The organism is Salinivibrio sp. MA427 (genome assembly GCF_001996115.1).
Lineage (GTDB): Bacteria > Pseudomonadota > Gammaproteobacteria > Enterobacterales > Vibrionaceae > Salinivibrio > Salinivibrio costicola.
Genome location: NZ_MUFH01000011.1, coordinates 1 through 16,093 on the forward strand (window position 1 = coordinate 1; position 16,093 = coordinate 16,093).

Below are 16,093 nucleotides of genomic sequence, written 5' to 3' on the forward strand. Positions count from 1 at the left end.
GCCCCTGAGGCTGTAAATACTTATCGAGTAATACTTGCCAACTGTGATGCGTGAAGGTGGCTTGGCTGTCAGGATTATGTGCATCCCACATTGCCCAGTAGTCCGCTTTGGGCGCGGCTTGACTGATGAGCGGAAACACTAGCCCGAACAGAAGTATCAAATGTTTTTGCATTGTCAGTCCTTAATGCGATCAAACCTTCTTTGAGACTAGACCAAGCGAGTCAGCGGTTGGTTTCATTGAGGATAGAAAAATGGGAAGGAACGCCAATAAATGCGGAATAATCAGCACTTATTGGCGAGAGATGAGTGGATGGTATTACACCAAAAAATCAGGTATTTGCTGCTCAAAGCGCGAAATTTCCGCTTCGTGCTGTAACGTCAGCCCGATACTATCCAAACCTTCGAGTAAGCAATGATGGCGAAAATCATCCATCTGGAAGCTAAAGCAGTGTTCACCGGCACGGATGGTTTGGGCGGGCAAATCTAGCGTTACCGTCGCACCTTCATTTTCGGCCACATACGTAAATAAAGCATCGATTTGGCCTTCTTCAAGGGTCACCGGCACCATTTGGTTATTAATGCAGTTGCCATAGAAAATATCGGCAAAACTGGGGGCGATAATCACTTTAAAACCGTAATCATCCAGCGCCCAAGGAGCATGTTCGCGTGACGAGCCACAGCCAAAGTTTTCGCGGGTGAGTAACACGCTAGCCCCTTGGTAGCGCGCTTGATTGAGCACAAACTCGGGGTTCGGCTGTTTGCCCGCATCGTCTAAAAAGCGCCAATCGTGAAACAGGTGCTGGCCGAATCCGGTGCGGGTGACTTTTTGCAAAAACTGTTTGGGGATGATCGCATCGGTGTCGACGTTTGCCGCATCCAATGGGGCAACAATGCCGGTATGAGTGTGTATGCCTGACATAAGGCCTCCTTATAATTGGTTAACGTCAACAAAGTGACCGGCAATGGCGGCGGCAGCGGCCATGGCTGGGCTGACCAAGTGGGTACGGCCTTCACGGCCTTGGCGGCCTTCAAAGTTACGGTTGCTGGTCGATGCACAGCGCTCTTTGGGGCCTAAGCGATCGTTGTTCATCGCCAAGCACATTGAGCAGCCGGGTAAGCGCCACTCAAAGCCCGCCTCGCGGAAAATCACATCCAGCCCTTCTTGCTCTGCTTGGGCACGCACTTGCTCTGAGCCTGGCACCACCATGGCATGGACGCTATCTGCGACGTGCCGACCTTTGGCGACCGCCGCGGCTGCGCGCATGTCCTCAATTCGAGAGTTGGTGCATGAGCCAATAAAGACTTTATCAATTTGGATATCTGTTATGGCTTGGCCTGCGGTTAGCCCCATGTATTTCAGCGCGCGTTCCGCCGAGTGGCGCGCGATCGGATCTGCCATGTGCTCAGGGGCCGGCACGCTATCGTGCACACTAACCACTTGGCCGGGGTTGGTCCCCCAGGTGACCTGATGATGAATTTGACTGCCATCGAGTGTCACGACACGATCAAATTGCGCATCGGCATCCGAGTGCAAGGTTTGCCAAAAATCGACCGCTTGCTGCCATTGTTCACCTTTAGGAGCAAATTTCTTGTCTTTTAAATAGGCAAATGTGGTCTCATCGGGGGCTATCAGGCCAGCTTTCGCGCCCAATTCGATCGCCATGTTGCAGACCGTCATTCGCCCTTCCATGGACAAGTCGGTAATGGCGTCACCGCAAAATTCCACCACGTGTCCGGTGCCGCCGGCATGACCGACTTGGCCGATAATCGCTAGGACAATGTCTTTGGCGGTGATCCCGGGGGCGGTTTTGCCCGTGACTTCAATTTTCATCGTGCGGGCGCGGGATTGCTTGAGCGTTTGGGTGRCCAGTACGTGTTCGACTTCGGAAGTACCAATACCAAAGGCCAGTGCACCAAAAGCACCGTGAGTTGCCGTATGAGAATCACCACAGACGATGGTATTGCCAGGCAAAGTAATCCCTAACTCGGGACCCATCACATGGACAATGCCTTGGTAGGGGTGATTCAAGTCGTACAGGGTGACGCCAAATTCTTCGCAGTTTTTAGCCAAGGTTTCCATTTGGATGCGCGCCATTTCCCCTGACGCGTTAATGTCTTTGGTTTCGGTGGAAACATTGTGATCCATGGTGGCGAAGGTTTTGCTCACTTGGCGCACCGGACGGCCTTTCTCTCTCAGGCCGTCAAACGCTTGTGGTGAGGTCACCTCATGCACCAAGTGACGGTCGATATACAGCAGCGGCGCTTCGCCTGGTTGCTCAGTGACCACGTGAGACTGGTGAATTTTTTCGTACAAGGTCTTGGCGCCTTGCTGGGTGTTTGCATTCGACATAGCTCGTATCCTTACGGGTAATGATTATGCGCCTTGGCGGATATAGGCGGCGATACGATCGCCCATCTGCTCGGTGCTCAGTGCTGGATGGTTACCGGCCAGATCGGCCGTCAGTTCACCGGCTGCCAGCGCTTGGCTCACTGCGTGTTCAATTGCACAGGCCGCGTTTTCTTCGCCCAACGAGTAACGCAGCATAAGTGCCGCCGATAAAATCTGCGCCACTGGATTAGCAATGTTTTGTCCGGCGATATCGGGCGCGGAGCCACCGGCTGGCTCATACAAGCCAAATTTACTCGCGTTCAAACTGGCTGAGGGCAGCATACCCATAGAGCCTGTGATCATCGCGCACTCATCGGAGATGATGTCGCCGAAAATATTTGAACACAGCATCACATCAAATTGCGACGGGTCTTTAATCAGCTGCATGGTGGCGTTGTCGATATACATATGGCTTAAGCTGACATCCGGATAATCTTTTGCCACCGCTTCTACCACCTCGCGCCACAGCATTGAGCTTTGCAGCACATTGGCTTTGTCGATTGAGCACACTTGTTTGTTGCGAAGCTGGGCGGATTGAAAGGCGATGTGTGCGATGCGCTCAATTTCATAGCGATGATAGACTTCCGTATCAAACGCCTTTTCCTCGCGCCCTTCGCCTTCGCGCCCTTTGGGCTCACCAAAATAAATCCCGCCGGTCAGCTCTCGTACCACCACGATATTAAAACCTTGGTCGGCAATATCGGCGCGCAGCGGACAAAAGCTTTCGAGACCAGTATGGATTTGTGCCGGACGCAAATTACAAAACAGACCAAAGTGCTTGCGTAGCGGCAGTAAAGCACCGCGCTCCGGTTGTTCGGTCGCGGGTAAATGCTCCCATTTAGGGCCGCCGACTGAGCCGAATAAAATCGCATCGGCTTTTTCACAGCCAGCCAAGGTGTGTGCGGGCAGCGGCGAGCCATGGGCGTCGATTGCAGCACCGCCAACCGGATAATGCTGACGCTCAAAGGTGACAGCGAATCGCTCGCTAACCGCATCAAGCACCTTTTCGGCTTGCGCCATCACTTCGGGGCCGATACCGTCGCCGGGTAAAATTGCAATTTGGTGTGCGCTAGCCATGTTTATACTGTCTCCTGTTTTAAATGGGATTGTTCCTTAATCTGCGCAATTTTGTTGGCGCGATAAATAGCATTGATCACGTTTAATAAAGCTTCGCCGGAGGCCTCGATAATATCGGTTGATACCCCGGTGCCGTGATATTTACGGCCTTTGTAGTTGGCAATGATATCGGCTTGGCCGAGGCCATCTTCCCCTTCTCCTTTGGCGGTCAGATCGAATTTATCCAGCTCAATGTCATAGCCGGTGATCCGATATATGCACTGGTACAAGGCGTCGACGGGACCGTTTCCAATCGCCGCTTCGCGTTTTTCTTCATCGCCACATTGCAACTTGATGCTGGTGGTCGCCATTAAGCTGCCCGATTGCACGCCTAAATAATTGAGCTTATAAAAATCGTCCTCTTCTTTGAGGTTGTTGAAGAACATTAAAGCTTCTAAGTCGTAATCGAACACCTGACCTTTACGATCTGCTAATTGCAAGAATGATTGATACAAGGTCTCCAAATCATAGTCTTGCTCGTTGTAGCCAAGGTTATCCATATGGCTTTTCACCGCCGCGCGGCCGGAGCGACTGGTGAGATTCAATGATTTTTTACCCAATCCAATCGACTCTGGCGTCATGATTTCGTAGGTATTTTTGTTTTTCAGCATGCCATCTTGGTGAATGCCAGAAGAGTGGCTAAAGGCATTGGTACCGACCACGGCTTTGTTGGGCTGGATTGGCATGTTGCAAAGTTGGCTAACCAGCTTACTGGTGCGGGCGATTTCAGTATGGTTTAAGCCTGTCTCCACGCCTAACAAGTCAGCGCGGGTTTTTAAGATCATTGCAATTTCTTCCAGCGCACAGTTACCGGCGCGCTCGCCGATGCCATTAATCGTGCCTTCGACTTGGCGGGCGCCGGCCTGTACAGCGGCAATAGAGTTGGCGACCGACATCCCCAAGTCATCATGGCAATGAACAGAAATCACCGCTTTGTCGATATTGGGTACGCGGTTGAACAGGTTGGCAATGATATCGCCAAACTCACTGGGGACCGTATAGCCGACTGTATCTGGGATATTGACCGTGGTGGCGCCAGCATCAATTGCCGCTTCGACCATGCGGCATAAATTATCAATCGGGGTGCGTCCGGCATCTTCGCAGGAAAACTCCACATCATCCGTATACTGGCGCGCATGTTTGACCGCACGCACGCCCATTTCTACTACGTCATCGTAGCTGCGGCGAAGCTTGTCTTTGACATGAATGGTAGAGGTGGACAAAAAGGTGTGGATACGAAAAGCATCGGCGGCTTTGAGCGATTCCGCTGCCACATCAATGTCTTTAGGAACAGCGCGAGACAAAGCACAGACACGGGCATGCTGCATATGCTGAGCAATGGTACGTACGGACTCAAAGTCGCCCGGAGAGGACACAGGAAAGCCAGCTTCAATGATGTCTATTTTCAAACGATCCAAAGCTTGCGCGATTTGCAGTTTCTCTTTGACCGTTAAGCTTGCCGACAACGCCTGCTCGCCGTCACGTAATGTGGTGTCAAACAGAATGACTTGGCTGTTCTCGCTCATGAGTAACTCCCTGTTGTGTTTGCTGGCCGCCGTCATGGCTCTTTAATTGGCGATATGTTTTATTTTGGCGACATTAGATACAAAAAAACCCGCGTCTGGCGCGGGTTTTTGAGATTTGGCATTCACTGTTTTCTGCCCAAAACCTACCCGCGCGACTGGGTCACGATAAGGAGGAGAATGAGGCGTAGGTGAAACAGTGTCATGCTGATGTCCGTCAGTAAATATTCTGTTACCAGAAATAACAGAGCGATGGGGAAAGCGTCAATCTGAAAAAAACAAAACCCGTTTTCTGCGCAATATAAAGGCGAAAAACCGGTTAATTAAACTGCTTTTTACACTAAAAGTTAGACTTTTGTGCTGTGGCTTGGGGCGGCTTTGTCCACCTGCATTATTTTACTTACGCCAACACAGCTGATCTTAAGCGGCGACGGGGCAGAGTAAATTCATTGAGATGTCCCAATAACGTCACCGACCTGTCACACCGGCTGGCTAATGTTTAATCATCAGCTCGCTGTATTGGGAGGCACCATGAGACGCTTTGCTGCGATTCAACGCTTTGACCACTCGGTATCGACACTTTGCCTATCGCATCGCTTTAGCGCTGACACCGCCAAAGTGGCCCGTGCCGTTTCCCACTCGGGCGATGGGCCTCTTTATATCGTGGTGGGGTTAGCTGCTTGGTGGCTGCAAGAAGCCGTGGGGCTCTGGTTTTTACTCACGGGGCTCACTGCATTTACCATTGAGCTGCCAATTTACTGGGTATTAAAACGCAGTTTCCGGCGCACACGTCCTTCGCAGCTACCCGCCTTTATCACGCCGTCTGACCTATACAGTATGCCATCAGGCCACACCGCAGGTGCCTTTTTAATGGCCTCTTTGCTGAGCATCTTTTTCCCATCGCTCACGCTGTTTGTATTTATTTGGGCGAGCTTGATTGGCATTTCTCGGGTGTTACTGGGTGTGCATTTTGTGACCGACATTATTGTGGGCGCAGGGTTAGGGATAATGTGTGCCAACTTGGCGCACAGCATCACCGCGGATCTTTACGGAATGGCAGGTCTTTCATGAAGCTTTTATACGGTGTTCAAGGAACCGGTAACGGCCATATATCGCGAGCCCGAGCGATGGCGCGTGCTTTGGCAGAGTACGATGTCGAGGTTGATTTTATTTTTTCTGGTCGGCCGGCAGAGCACTATTTTGATATGACGCCATTCGGTGACTATCGGACCTTTACCGGGATGAGCTTTGTGAGCCGTGATGGTAAAATTGATATGTTGGCCACGGCGAGACACAATCACTTGGCGCAGCTGCGACGCGATATTCGCCAGCTTGATGTATCAGGCTACGATAAGGTCATCTCTGATTTTGAACCCATCAGTGCTTGGGCGGCGCGCCAACAAGGAATACCCTCGGTGGCCATCAGTCACCAAGCGGCGTTTTCTCACGCGGTGCCCAAACACGGGGAAACTTGGATTAATCGTCTGATTATGCGCCACTTTGCGCCAACAGACTATTCCATTGGCCTGCATTGGTATCACTTTAACCAAGCGATTTTACCCCCGATTATTGATACCAGCCTGCCGAATGCAACAACGGTGTCGCCCGTTGCGGAAAAGGCGGTACTGGTCTATTTACCCTTTGAATCTTTATCTGCGGTCAGTGAGTTGTTGTTGCGCTTTAGCCAGCCTTTTGTCTGCTTTCACCCCGAGGTAAGCGCGCCCGAGCAGCGAGAAAATCTTACGCTTATGCCGCTGGGCAAAGAAAGCTTTCACTCGGCGCTGCATCAGTGCCAGGGGGTAATAGCGAATGGAGGCTTTGAACTTCCGTCTGAAGCGCTGACGTTGGGGAAAAAACTGTTATTAAAACCACTGTCTGGTCAGTTTGAGCAGTTAAGTAATGTCGCGACACTCGCCCAGCTTGGCTTGGCGCACACTATGAATAGCTTGGATGCGCGTGCTGTCCGAGAATGGCTACAGACACCTGCAGTGGACGCGATTGCATACCCAGATGTTGCTAAAGCTCTGGCGGAATGGCTAGTCAAAGGTGAGTTGGGCCAGACGCGCAGCCTATTTCACCATTTGTGGGCTCAGGTTGATTATCCGGAAACAGTCGAAGAGTCGATCTTAGACTTCAACCGCTTATCAACACGCGTTGAGCCGAACCGATTGAGGTTACAGCGGTTGAACCGTTAATAGGATCCGTTATGCACAAGGTGACTGATTAACGCCTCAACGCTGCTGAATCACGTTTTTACATTTTCACTAGAGTATTCGCTCGATTTTGCTTGTTTTTACCCGAGCGGTCAGTAGACTCGCTTTATTATTTGAGCGTACAAGTGTTCGCCTAAAGGTGAGCCCAAGAGAAGCATAGTGAACACCCAATACCATATTGTTACCCGCCTTCGTGAGCAAATTCGCACTCAGCATCAGCGAGAAGCGATTCGCTTCCAGCAACACAACCAGTGGACAAGTATTAGCTGGCGTCAACTCGGCGAGCGTGTTGATCAACTGTCTCGCTGTTTACTCAAAGCCGGCTGTCAGGTTCAGCAAACCGTCGCTATCTTCGCGCCAAACAGTGAAAAGTGGGCAATGTTAGATTATGCCGCACTGCAAATTCGCGCTGTGCCGGTGCCGATTTACGCGACCAGCACGGCCCAGCAAGCGGCATACATTATTAACGATGCCGATGTGCAATGGATTTTCGCGGGTGACGATCAATTGGAAATGGCGGTAGCGGCGTTGGAGCAATGCCCAAACATCAAAGGTGTGGTGGCGTTAAGCCAAGAGACGCCGGTGCCAGCACATCCTAAAGTGTGGGATTGGGCGAGTTGGTTATTGCAAGACGATCGTGGTCATCAAGCCGAATTAGAGACGCGCATTGACGCACGCTGCATGGACGATCTGATCACCTTGATTTATACCTCAGGCACTACTGGGGAGCCCAAAGGGGTCATGCTCGATTATGCCAACGTCGCGGCGCAGCTTGATGTACATGATCAGGTGCTCGCCATTGAACCGCATGACGTCTCTTTGGCGTTTCTGCCCTTATCACATGTCTTTGAGCGCGCCTGGAGCTATTACGTCTTACATCGTGGGGCGGTCAATGCCTATCTCTCAGACCCGCAAAAGGTGCGATCGGCATTGGCGTCGGTTCAGCCAACAGTGATGTCGGCCGTACCGCGTTTTTACGAAAAAATCCATGGAGCTATTCACGACAAACTCAGTCGAGCCACCGGCGTTAAACCGCATTTATTCCGTTGGGCCCTGCGCCAAGGCGAGCGTCATGCTGCTCAGTTACGTGCTGGCCATTCACTGTCGCGGCGCCAGCAATGGCAATTGGCGTTGGCCGACAAGCTGGTACTCAGTAAGTTGCGTGCGCTGCTGGGTGGCAAGATGCGCTTGATGCCATGCGGTGGGGCGCGTCTTGACCCTGACATTGGCGCGTTTTTCCATGCAATCGGTATTAACGTGAAGCTCGGTTATGGCATGACCGAAACCACGGCCACCGTGTCTTGTTGGGATGATACCTGCTTTGACCCCCAGTCGATTGGTTCTCCGATGCCCGGCGCCCAATTGCGCATCGGTGAGGATAATGAAATTCAAGTGCGTGGGCCGATGGTGATGCGTGGCTACTTCAATCAGCCCGATGCGACGGCGGCCACCTTTACCGCGGATGGTTTTTTGAAAACCGGCGATGCGGGGTATCTTGATGCTCACGGCAATGTATTTATCACTGACCGAATCAAAGAGCTGATGAAAACGTCAGGCGGTAAGTACATCGCGCCACAGCGGGTGGAAGGCGCTTTGGTGCGTGATCATTTTATCGATCAGATAGCGGTGGTGGCCGAGGCGCGTCATTTTGTCTCTGCCTTGATTGTGCCTTGCTTTGATGCCTTAGAAGAGTGGGCGCGAACGGCTAACATCGAATATCAAAATCGCAAAGAGCTGTTAAAACATTCTGATGTGGTGGCCTTGTTTGAAAAGCGTTTACAGAGCTTGCAACATGAATTGGCCAAATTTGAGCAAGTCAAACGCTTTACCTTGTTGCCACAGGGCTTTTGTATGCACAGTGGTGAGCTTACGCCAACCATGAAATTGCGTCGTAAAGTGATCCTGTCGCGTTACCAGCATCATATCGACGCCATGTACCAGCGTTGACGGTTTCTAGCTAGGGGGCTCATTGGTGAGCCTCCTCATACGCTGTTTTTATCCCTTTTMTCCTCTTTATCGCCTTTTGTCGGAATAGCAAATCTCGCAAGCCGATGCTTTTTTAGTGAATGTTGTCGATTTACTCCCTTCTCATCAGCGTAATCCAGCAACATACACTCAACATCTAGTGATTAAATGTAAATACTGGTTAGCCAATGGACAGTTTTGCAAATAAAACGTTACATTGGAGGTCGTTTCTGTCGAGGCGGGCCAACGAACAATCTAACGCTACCTTACCGCCAGTATTTGGTTTTGATGTCCGTGTGATCACACCACCAGTACATCCAAGTGTAAGGAGCTGGATTAGGCTAAAAGTAAGTCCTAACTATGCAAACAGGGAGGCGTAGAGTGGAAATGTTATCTGGTGCCGAGATGATCGTGCGCTCCATGATCGATCAAGGCGTAAAACATATTTTTGGCTATCCAGGCGGGTCGGTGCTGGATATTTACGATGCATTGCATGAAAAAAGTGGTATTGATCATGTGTTAGTGCGTCACGAACAAGCGGCCGTGCATATGGCGGATGGTTACGCACGCGCAACTGGTGAAGTAGGCGTGGTGCTGGTGACTTCAGGCCCAGGCGCAACCAATGCGATTACCGGTATCGCCACCGCCTACATGGACTCAATTCCCATGGTGGTTTTTTCTGGGCAGGTGATGAGTAGCTTGATTGGCAATGATGCCTTTCAAGAGTGCGACATGGTGGGGATTTCTCGTCCTGTGGTGAAACACAGCTTTTTAGTCCAGCGTGCTGAAGATATTCCCAATATTGTCAAAAAAGCCTTTTATCTTGCCTCGACTGGACGTCCCGGCCCTGTGGTGGTGGACATCCCCAAAGACATGGTCAATCCGGCGCAAAAGCATCCGTATCAGTATCCTGATAGTGTGCGCATGCGCTCCTACAACCCGACAACAACCGGCCATAAAGGGCAGATTAAGCGCGGACTAAAAGCACTACTGGCGGCGAAAAAGCCGGTGCTGTATGTCGGCGGTGGCTCTATCATGGCTGATTGCGGCGAACAAATCCGCCAGCTATCAGAAAGCTTGAACATCCCGGTGGTTAGCACCCTGATGGGGCTGGGTGCCTTTCCCGGCACCCATGAGTATTCGCTGGGCATGCTGGGCATGCATGGTACCTACGAAGCCAACATGGCGATGCACCAAGCCGACCTGATTTTTGGTATTGGTGTCCGGTTTGACGATCGCACCACCAATAATCTCGAAAAATACTGTCCCGATGCCACCATCATGCACATTGATGTGGATCCCTCGACCATTTCCAAAACTGTCTCGGCCGATATTCCTATTGTCGGCTCTGCCGATGCTGTGCTCAGTAGTATGCTCAAACTGCTGGTGGAGCAGGGAGGCAGTAACGACAGCGATGCGCTCAGCACCTGGTGGCACAATATTCAAACTTGGCGTGAGCGCCAGTGTTTGAAATATGTTGCTGATCCTGAGCGGATTAAACCGCAGCAGGTGATTGAAACCTTGTACCGCCTCACTCATGGTGATGCCTATGTGACCTCGGATGTCGGCCAGCATCAAATGTTTGCCGCACTTTATTATCCGTTTGATAAGCCACGTCGTTGGATTAACTCGGGTGGCTTGGGCACCATGGGCTTTGGGCTTCCCGCCGCCATGGGGGTCAAGTTTGCGCTACCGGACGCGCAGGTGGTGTGTGTCACCGGCGATGGAAGCATTCAGATGAACATTCAGGAGCTCTCCACCGCGTTGCAATATGACATTCCGGTGGTGATTGTGAACCTCAATAACCGCTTCCTCGGAATGGTCAAACAGTGGCAGGACATGATTTATCAAGGTCGTCACTCGCACTCTTATATGGACTCGGTGCCGGACTTTGCTGCGATCACTGAGGCCTATGGCCACGTGGGAATGCGTATTAATCATCCGTCCGAGCTGGAAGCCGGCCTAGAAAAGGCGCTGGCAATGAAAGATCGTTTGGTGTTTGTCGATATCCATGTTGATGAAACCGAGCATGTATATCCAATGCAGGTACGCGGTGGGGCGATGAATGAAATGTGGTTGAGCAAAACGGAGAGAACCTAATGCGCAGTATTGTATCGGTTTTAATGGAAAACGAACCAGGTGCCTTGTCGCGGGTTGTGGGTTTATTCTCTCAGCGTGGCTACAACATTGAATCGCTCACGGTGTCACCCACCGATGATGCGACCTTATCGCGCTTGAATATCACCACCTCGGTGGTCAGCGACGCGGACCGCGAGCAAATCGAAAAGCACCTGCATAAGCTGATTGATGTGCTGAAAGTGAGCAATGTCACCGAAAGCGATCACATTGAGCGTGAACTGGCGTTGGTGAAAGTAAAAGCCAGCGGCTTTGCCCGCGCGGAGGTAAAACGCACCGCCGATATTTTCCGTGGTCAGATTGTCGATGTCACGAACTCGCTGTATACCGTGCAGCTGACCGGTGACAGTGACAAACTGGATGCCTTTATTCGCGCGGTCGGTGAGATTACCGAGATTATTGAAGTTGCACGCAGTGGCGTAGTGGGCATTGCACGTGGCGAGCGAGCGCTGCGCCAGTAAATAAAGCAACTGGTCGTTGTAAGTAAAATGGCACGCCTTGGCGTGCCATTTTTTGTCGGTCAGGCGGGATTAATCAAATACACCAAGGCTTCATAGGGTGCCAGTTGCATTTCTGGCATCRAGGGCTTGGCTTCTGGGTAATTATGGCTCACCAAGTCTGCGTTTGGGGCAGGCGCGACAGGCAAGGTCGCTGTCACCGGTTCGCCATAAAAGTTACACACCACCACCAGTTGGCTGTCGCCGTTGTCGCGGCGATACGCGAGCAATTGTGGGTGGTCAGGCAGCAAATCCTGATAATCTCCCTCACGAATGACGGGTAAGGTTTTGCGCAGGGAAATCAGCTGCTTGTAGTGATAGAACACCGAGTCTTTATCCGCCAGTGCGGTGTCGACATTGACGTCAACATAGTTAGGCGCAGGTTTTAGCCAGGGTGTGCCTTGAGTAAAACCGGCGTTTGCTGAACTGTCCCACTGCATGGGCGTGCGTGAATTGTCGCGTGAGCGTGCAGCAAGAATGGCCAACACTTCCCCTTCAGGCATGCCTTGTTCGTAAAGCAGATGGTACATGTTGCGGCTTTCGACGTCTTGATAGTCATCAATATGTTGATAGCCAGGGTTGGTCATGCCAATTTCTTCCCCTTGATACACGTAAGGTGTGCCTTGCTGCATATGTATCGCAGTGGCGAGCATTTTGGCTGATTCGACCCGGTGGTGGCGGTCATCACCAAAGCGGCTGACCACACGTGGTTGGTCGTGGTTACACCAAAATAATGCGCCCCAACCTTGATTATGCAGGCCGTGCTGCCAAGTGCGGAACAGCTGTTTTAGGGCTAAGAAGTCAAACGGCGCCAGTCGCCACTTCTCACCGTCCGGATAATCGACTTTTAAGTGGTGGAAGTTAAACACCATGGAGAGCTCTTTGCCATCTGGCGCGGAATACTGCTGACAGTGCTCTAAGGTGGTCGAAGACATCTCGCCCACGGTGACGCTACCGTAACGCTGGAAAATATCGCGGCTGATCTCTTGCAAGTATTCGTGAACGCGGGGGCCGTCGGTATAAAAACGGCGACCATCGCCTTGGTGATCGTCGGGGAACGACTGATCTTTGGAGATCAAATTGATCACATCGAGTCGAAAGGTCAATCGCGTAATAATCGGCAATGTCGTAGCCATTATCGACTTGTGGCGATACATAAATGGGGGTGAGCCACAAGGCGTCGATGCCCAAAGCCGAAAAGTAGTCCAGTTTTTCGATAATGCCCGGCAGATCACCTGTCCCTGTTTGTGTGGTGTCACGGAAGCTTTTTGGATAAATCTGATAAATGGTGGCCGTTTTCCACCAGGGATGTGCGTGCATAATGTCTCTCTCAACGCGAATAAAGCAGGGAGCGTTCCCTCCCCGCAGACTGAAGGGGAATTAGATGACGGCCAGTTTGCCTTTGCTGGCTTGGCGGCGATACATAAACGCGGTGAGTGCAATGGGCACGATAATGGCTATCAGCATCGCGACCGCATAAACACCCCAGAACTGTGGCTGAATGGATAAAATACCTGGCAGGCCACCCACACCAATGCCGTTGGCCATCACGCCGGAAAGACCACACACAATCGCCGATAGGGCCGAGCCAACCATGGCGCATAGCATCGGGAATTTGTAACGTAAGTTAATCCCGTACATGGCCGGCTCCGTGACGCCAAGGTAGGCAGAAATCGCGGCAGGCACCGATATTTCGCGCTCGTTTTCTTTTTTGCTCATCCAAATGATCCCGACCACCGCCGAGGCTTGTGCAATGTTGGACAGGGCAATCAGTGGCCAAATAGGGGTACCGTTCATTTCTTGCATCAGTTGCAAGTCCACCGCGTTAGTGGTGTGGTGAACACCTGTGATCACTAAAGGTGCATAAAGGAAGCCGAACAGAGCCGCACCTATGTAAGCGTAATCGCCGGTCATCGCCGAACGGGCTAAGAAGGCGACACCATTACCGATTTCGCGGCCAAATGGGCCAATCAGGGTGTGTGCCAAGATCACGGAAGTGAGCAGGGCGATAAAAGGCACCACCACCAAATACAAATAATCCGGAATAATGCGTTTTAACTGGGTTTCAATAAACGCCAACGCCATCCCCGCAAACATCGCCGGGATCACCTGCGCTTGATAACCGACTTTTTCAATCGAGAACCAGCCAAAGTCCCACACTTCGGGGATTTCTTTACCGATAAGGTAAGCGTTCATCAACTGGGGTGATACTAGGGTAATACCGAGCACGATACCCAAGATTGGCGTACCGCCCATTTTTCTCACCGTCGCCCAACAGACACCGACAGGCAGGAAGTGGAAGATGGCTTCGCCAAGCAGCCATAAGAAGCCGTGAGCGGTAGCCCAAAACTCGCTGATCTCGGTCAGGGTTTTGCCATCGAACATGCGGATATCACCGATCACATTACGGAAGCCGAGGATCAGACCGCCGGTGATGATCGCGGGAAGAAGGGGAACAAAAATTTCCGCGAGGTGTGAAATCGCACGTTCAGTTAGGGTCATATTTTGGCGAGCCGCTTGTTTGGCTTCGTCTTTTGATTGGCCCTCGACGCCGGTGGCTTGTTGTAACAGCGCGAAAGCTTGGTCGACGCTGGTGCCGATCACCACTTGAAATTGACCGGCACTGGTAAAGCAGCCTTTCACCATGGGGATCGCTTCAATCGCTGCGACATCGGCTTTCTCCGGATCGTTTAACACGAAACGTAAACGGGTGAGGCAGTGGCTTACGGTTGCAATGTTGTCTTTGCCGCCAATATGAGTAACCAATTGGTCAACGGCTTTTTTATCTATCTGGCTCATAAGCAATCCTGTATTGCTGTAGGGTATTCATTGGTAACGTTCCCACTGATTATGGATCGTACGATCTAATTTATCAGTGGAATCGTTCCCATTATTTGAAAACCATCACACAGAATTTTTTAACTGCTTGATTCATCGTGTAGAGAAAAGGTTAGGGCACCACGAGATGACACGGTTGTGTCCAATGCGTGATCTCAGTAGGCGTTTCATCAAGCTGCTTGAGCAATAGCTCGGCTGCATGCTGACCCGCTTGATGGTAACCCAGCTCCACACTGACTGCGCGTGGGAACATAAAGCGTAGCATGTCATGATTGCCAATGCCGCCAATAGCAATGTCCTCTCGGCCAAGGGTTTGTAATCGCTTAGCGACGCCAAGCGCCAGGGTATCAGACGCACATACAACCGCCTGAGTTTGGCTATCAATCAGTGAGTCGGTTGCCTTATAGGCAGCATGTAGGCTCATTTCGCAGCGATGCAGACGGGCAGGTAGTTGGTGGCGATCACAGAAAGAATGGTAGGCATGGGCCCGAGCACGCCCCGTGGTTTCATCGTGTTCATCAATACCGAGAAAGTGAATGTAGCGCAGTCCTTGGGCATAGAAATGCGCCATGACTTGTGTGACAGCGCCTCGGTTGTCATAACTCACACTGGCATAGTCGTTACTATCGATCGCGAGTACCACACAATGGGGAGCAAAAGGCGCCAGAGCAGAGAGATCACACCCCGAAAAGCCAAAAAAAATAATACCGTCCACATTACGACGTTTTAGCACGTCCAAATGGGCTTGTGCTTTTTGTTGCGAAAATTGCGTTTCCATAATCGCGGCGTCATAGCCTCTGGCATACAAGGTATTGAGCAAGCCAGTCAGCGCGGTATTTTCGGAGTTGGAGCTCAGCTTAGCTACAATCACACCCACAACACCACTGCGTTGTGCTCGCATCGCCCGCGCGGATTTAGAAGGGAGAAAGTCGTGTTGGTCGATCACCGCTTGCACTTTAGCGCGTGTGCTGTCTTTAACGCGTGCGTCATTGTTTAACACACGGGATACGGTCGATTTCCCGACCCCGGCTAAGCGGGCAATATCCAAAATGGTTAATGGTTTTGTCATCTTTTTCTCTGTGATAGCGGTAAATCAGTGGCTTAGACACAGCGCCTTTACCTGTCATGATAACAGCCGTGATTGGCGCTTGCGATTTATTGATTAATTTGTAAACTACAGCCTGATTTTTGAACAACGACCTTTTTAGACTGAAATGATGATGAGCCACCCTTTACTACAAACGATCAATAAGTGCCTAGTGCGCATGACCACCTTGACGCTCGCGGTATTGGCATTAAAGCTTAGCGCGATTTATTTAGTGCCGTTAGCGGTATTGATCAAAACGCACTTCAAAGAAATTGTCCACTGGTAAGCGCAGATAAAAAAACGCCCCGACATAGTCGAGGCGTAAATTT

Annotated in this window: 12 protein-coding genes and 1 pseudogene; 6 read left to right on the forward strand and 7 right to left on the reverse strand. The window is 51.3% G+C overall.

Translation table 11 applies throughout. From position 1 onward, the window contains the following. Positions 1-316: 316 nt before the first annotated feature. Genes leuD through leuA form a run of 4 tightly spaced genes read right to left on the reverse strand, consistent with a single transcriptional unit; the run spans position 317 to position 5,031 of the window. Positions 317-919 carry a 3-isopropylmalate dehydratase small subunit gene (leuD, locus tag BZG79_RS02325; protein ID WP_077676672.1) on the reverse strand — a complete coding sequence of 201 codons (603 nt, stop codon included), beginning with the start codon at positions 917-919 and terminating at the stop codon, positions 317-319. Positions 920-928: 9 nt separating this feature from the next. Beyond that, the gene (gene leuC / locus BZG79_RS02330) at positions 929-2,350 is read right to left on the reverse strand and encodes a 3-isopropylmalate dehydratase large subunit (protein WP_077773644.1); all 1,422 of its coding nucleotides are present in this window, start codon (positions 2,348-2,350) and stop codon (positions 929-931) included. A 24-nt stretch (positions 2,351-2,374) separates the two neighbouring features. Continuing rightward, positions 2,375-3,466 (reverse strand): 3-isopropylmalate dehydrogenase, encoded by a 1,092-nt coding sequence (gene leuB / locus BZG79_RS02335; protein WP_077773645.1) that lies wholly within the window; start codon positions 3,464-3,466, stop codon positions 2,375-2,377. A gap of 2 nt (positions 3,467-3,468) precedes the next feature. After that, entirely contained in the window at positions 3,469-5,031 is a 1,563-nt protein-coding gene (gene leuA, locus BZG79_RS02340; RefSeq protein ID WP_021023371.1) for a 2-isopropylmalate synthase, read from the reverse strand. Between the two features lie 528 nt (positions 5,032-5,559). On the opposite strand from leuA, the gene BZG79_RS02345 reads away from it, so the two are divergent. From BZG79_RS02345 to ilvN, 5 genes are all read left to right on the forward strand, one after another. Then, positions 5,560-6,099, forward strand: coding sequence for a phosphatase PAP2 family protein (locus BZG79_RS02345; protein WP_077773646.1), 540 nt, complete (start codon positions 5,560-5,562; stop codon positions 6,097-6,099). Further along, positions 6,096-7,223: an MJ1255/VC2487 family glycosyltransferase gene (locus BZG79_RS02350; protein WP_077773647.1), complete on the forward strand. Its 1,128-nt coding sequence runs from the start codon at positions 6,096-6,098 to the stop codon at positions 7,221-7,223. The genes BZG79_RS02345 and BZG79_RS02350 overlap by 4 nt, the downstream gene beginning before the upstream one ends. Positions 7,224-7,400: 177 nt before the next feature. Beyond that, on the forward strand, positions 7,401-9,188 hold the full coding sequence (locus BZG79_RS02355) for a long-chain fatty acid--CoA ligase (RefSeq protein ID WP_108742889.1): 1,788 nt from the start codon (positions 7,401-7,403) through the stop codon (positions 9,186-9,188). Between the two features lie 399 nt (positions 9,189-9,587). Continuing rightward, entirely contained in the window at positions 9,588-11,306 is a 1,719-nt protein-coding gene (locus BZG79_RS02360; protein ID WP_077678505.1) for an acetolactate synthase 3 large subunit, read from the forward strand. Further along, on the forward strand, positions 11,306-11,803 hold the full coding sequence (ilvN, locus tag BZG79_RS02365) for an acetolactate synthase small subunit (protein ID WP_021023377.1): 498 nt from the start codon (positions 11,306-11,308) through the stop codon (positions 11,801-11,803). The genes BZG79_RS02360 and ilvN overlap by 1 nt, the downstream gene beginning before the upstream one ends. A 59-nt stretch (positions 11,804-11,862) precedes the next feature. On the opposite strand, the pseudogene BZG79_RS02370 reads toward ilvN, so the two are convergent. The 3 genes and pseudogenes from BZG79_RS02370 to treR form a co-directional block, all read right to left on the reverse strand. Then, a pseudogene (locus BZG79_RS02370) lies at positions 11,863-13,159 on the reverse strand (alpha,alpha-phosphotrehalase). Positions 13,160-13,219: 60 nt separating this feature from the next. After that, complete coding sequence (treB, locus tag BZG79_RS02375; RefSeq protein WP_077773648.1) at positions 13,220-14,638, reverse strand: PTS trehalose transporter subunit IIBC; 1,419 nt, start codon at positions 14,636-14,638, stop codon at positions 13,220-13,222. A 151-nt stretch (positions 14,639-14,789) separates the two neighbouring features. Then, positions 14,790-15,746 carry a trehalose operon repressor TreR gene (gene treR, locus BZG79_RS02380; RefSeq protein ID WP_077773649.1) on the reverse strand — a complete coding sequence of 319 codons (957 nt, stop codon included), beginning with the start codon at positions 15,744-15,746 and terminating at the stop codon, positions 14,790-14,792. A gap of 151 nt (positions 15,747-15,897) precedes the next feature. On the opposite strand from treR, the gene BZG79_RS16305 reads away from it, so the two are divergent. After that, positions 15,898-16,050 carry a hypothetical protein gene (locus BZG79_RS16305; RefSeq protein WP_175993060.1) on the forward strand — a complete coding sequence of 51 codons (153 nt, stop codon included), beginning with the start codon at positions 15,898-15,900 and terminating at the stop codon, positions 16,048-16,050. Positions 16,051-16,093: the final 43 nt, after the last annotated feature.

Coding starts and splice junctions, on each gene's coding strand:
- leuD (WP_077676672.1), bottom strand. CDS start 919: ATGTCAGGCATACACACTCATACCGGCATTGTTGCCCCATTGGATGCG.
- leuB (WP_077773645.1), bottom strand. CDS start 3,466: ATGGCTAGCGCACACCAAATTGCAATTTTACCCGGCGACGGTATCGGC.
- leuA (WP_021023371.1), bottom strand. CDS start 5,031: ATGAGCGAGAACAGCCAAGTCATTCTGTTTGACACCACATTACGTGAC.
- BZG79_RS02345 (WP_077773646.1), top strand. CDS start 5,560: ATGAGACGCTTTGCTGCGATTCAACGCTTTGACCACTCGGTATCGACA.
- BZG79_RS02350 (WP_077773647.1), top strand. CDS start 6,096: ATGAAGCTTTTATACGGTGTTCAAGGAACCGGTAACGGCCATATATCG.
- ilvN (WP_021023377.1), top strand. CDS start 11,306: ATGCGCAGTATTGTATCGGTTTTAATGGAAAACGAACCAGGTGCCTTG.
- treB (WP_077773648.1), bottom strand. CDS start 14,638: ATGAGCCAGATAGATAAAAAAGCCGTTGACCAATTGGTTACTCATATT.
- treR (WP_077773649.1), bottom strand. CDS start 15,746: ATGACAAAACCATTAACCATTTTGGATATTGCCCGCTTAGCCGGGGTC.
- BZG79_RS16305 (WP_175993060.1), top strand. CDS start 15,898: ATGAGCCACCCTTTACTACAAACGATCAATAAGTGCCTAGTGCGCATG.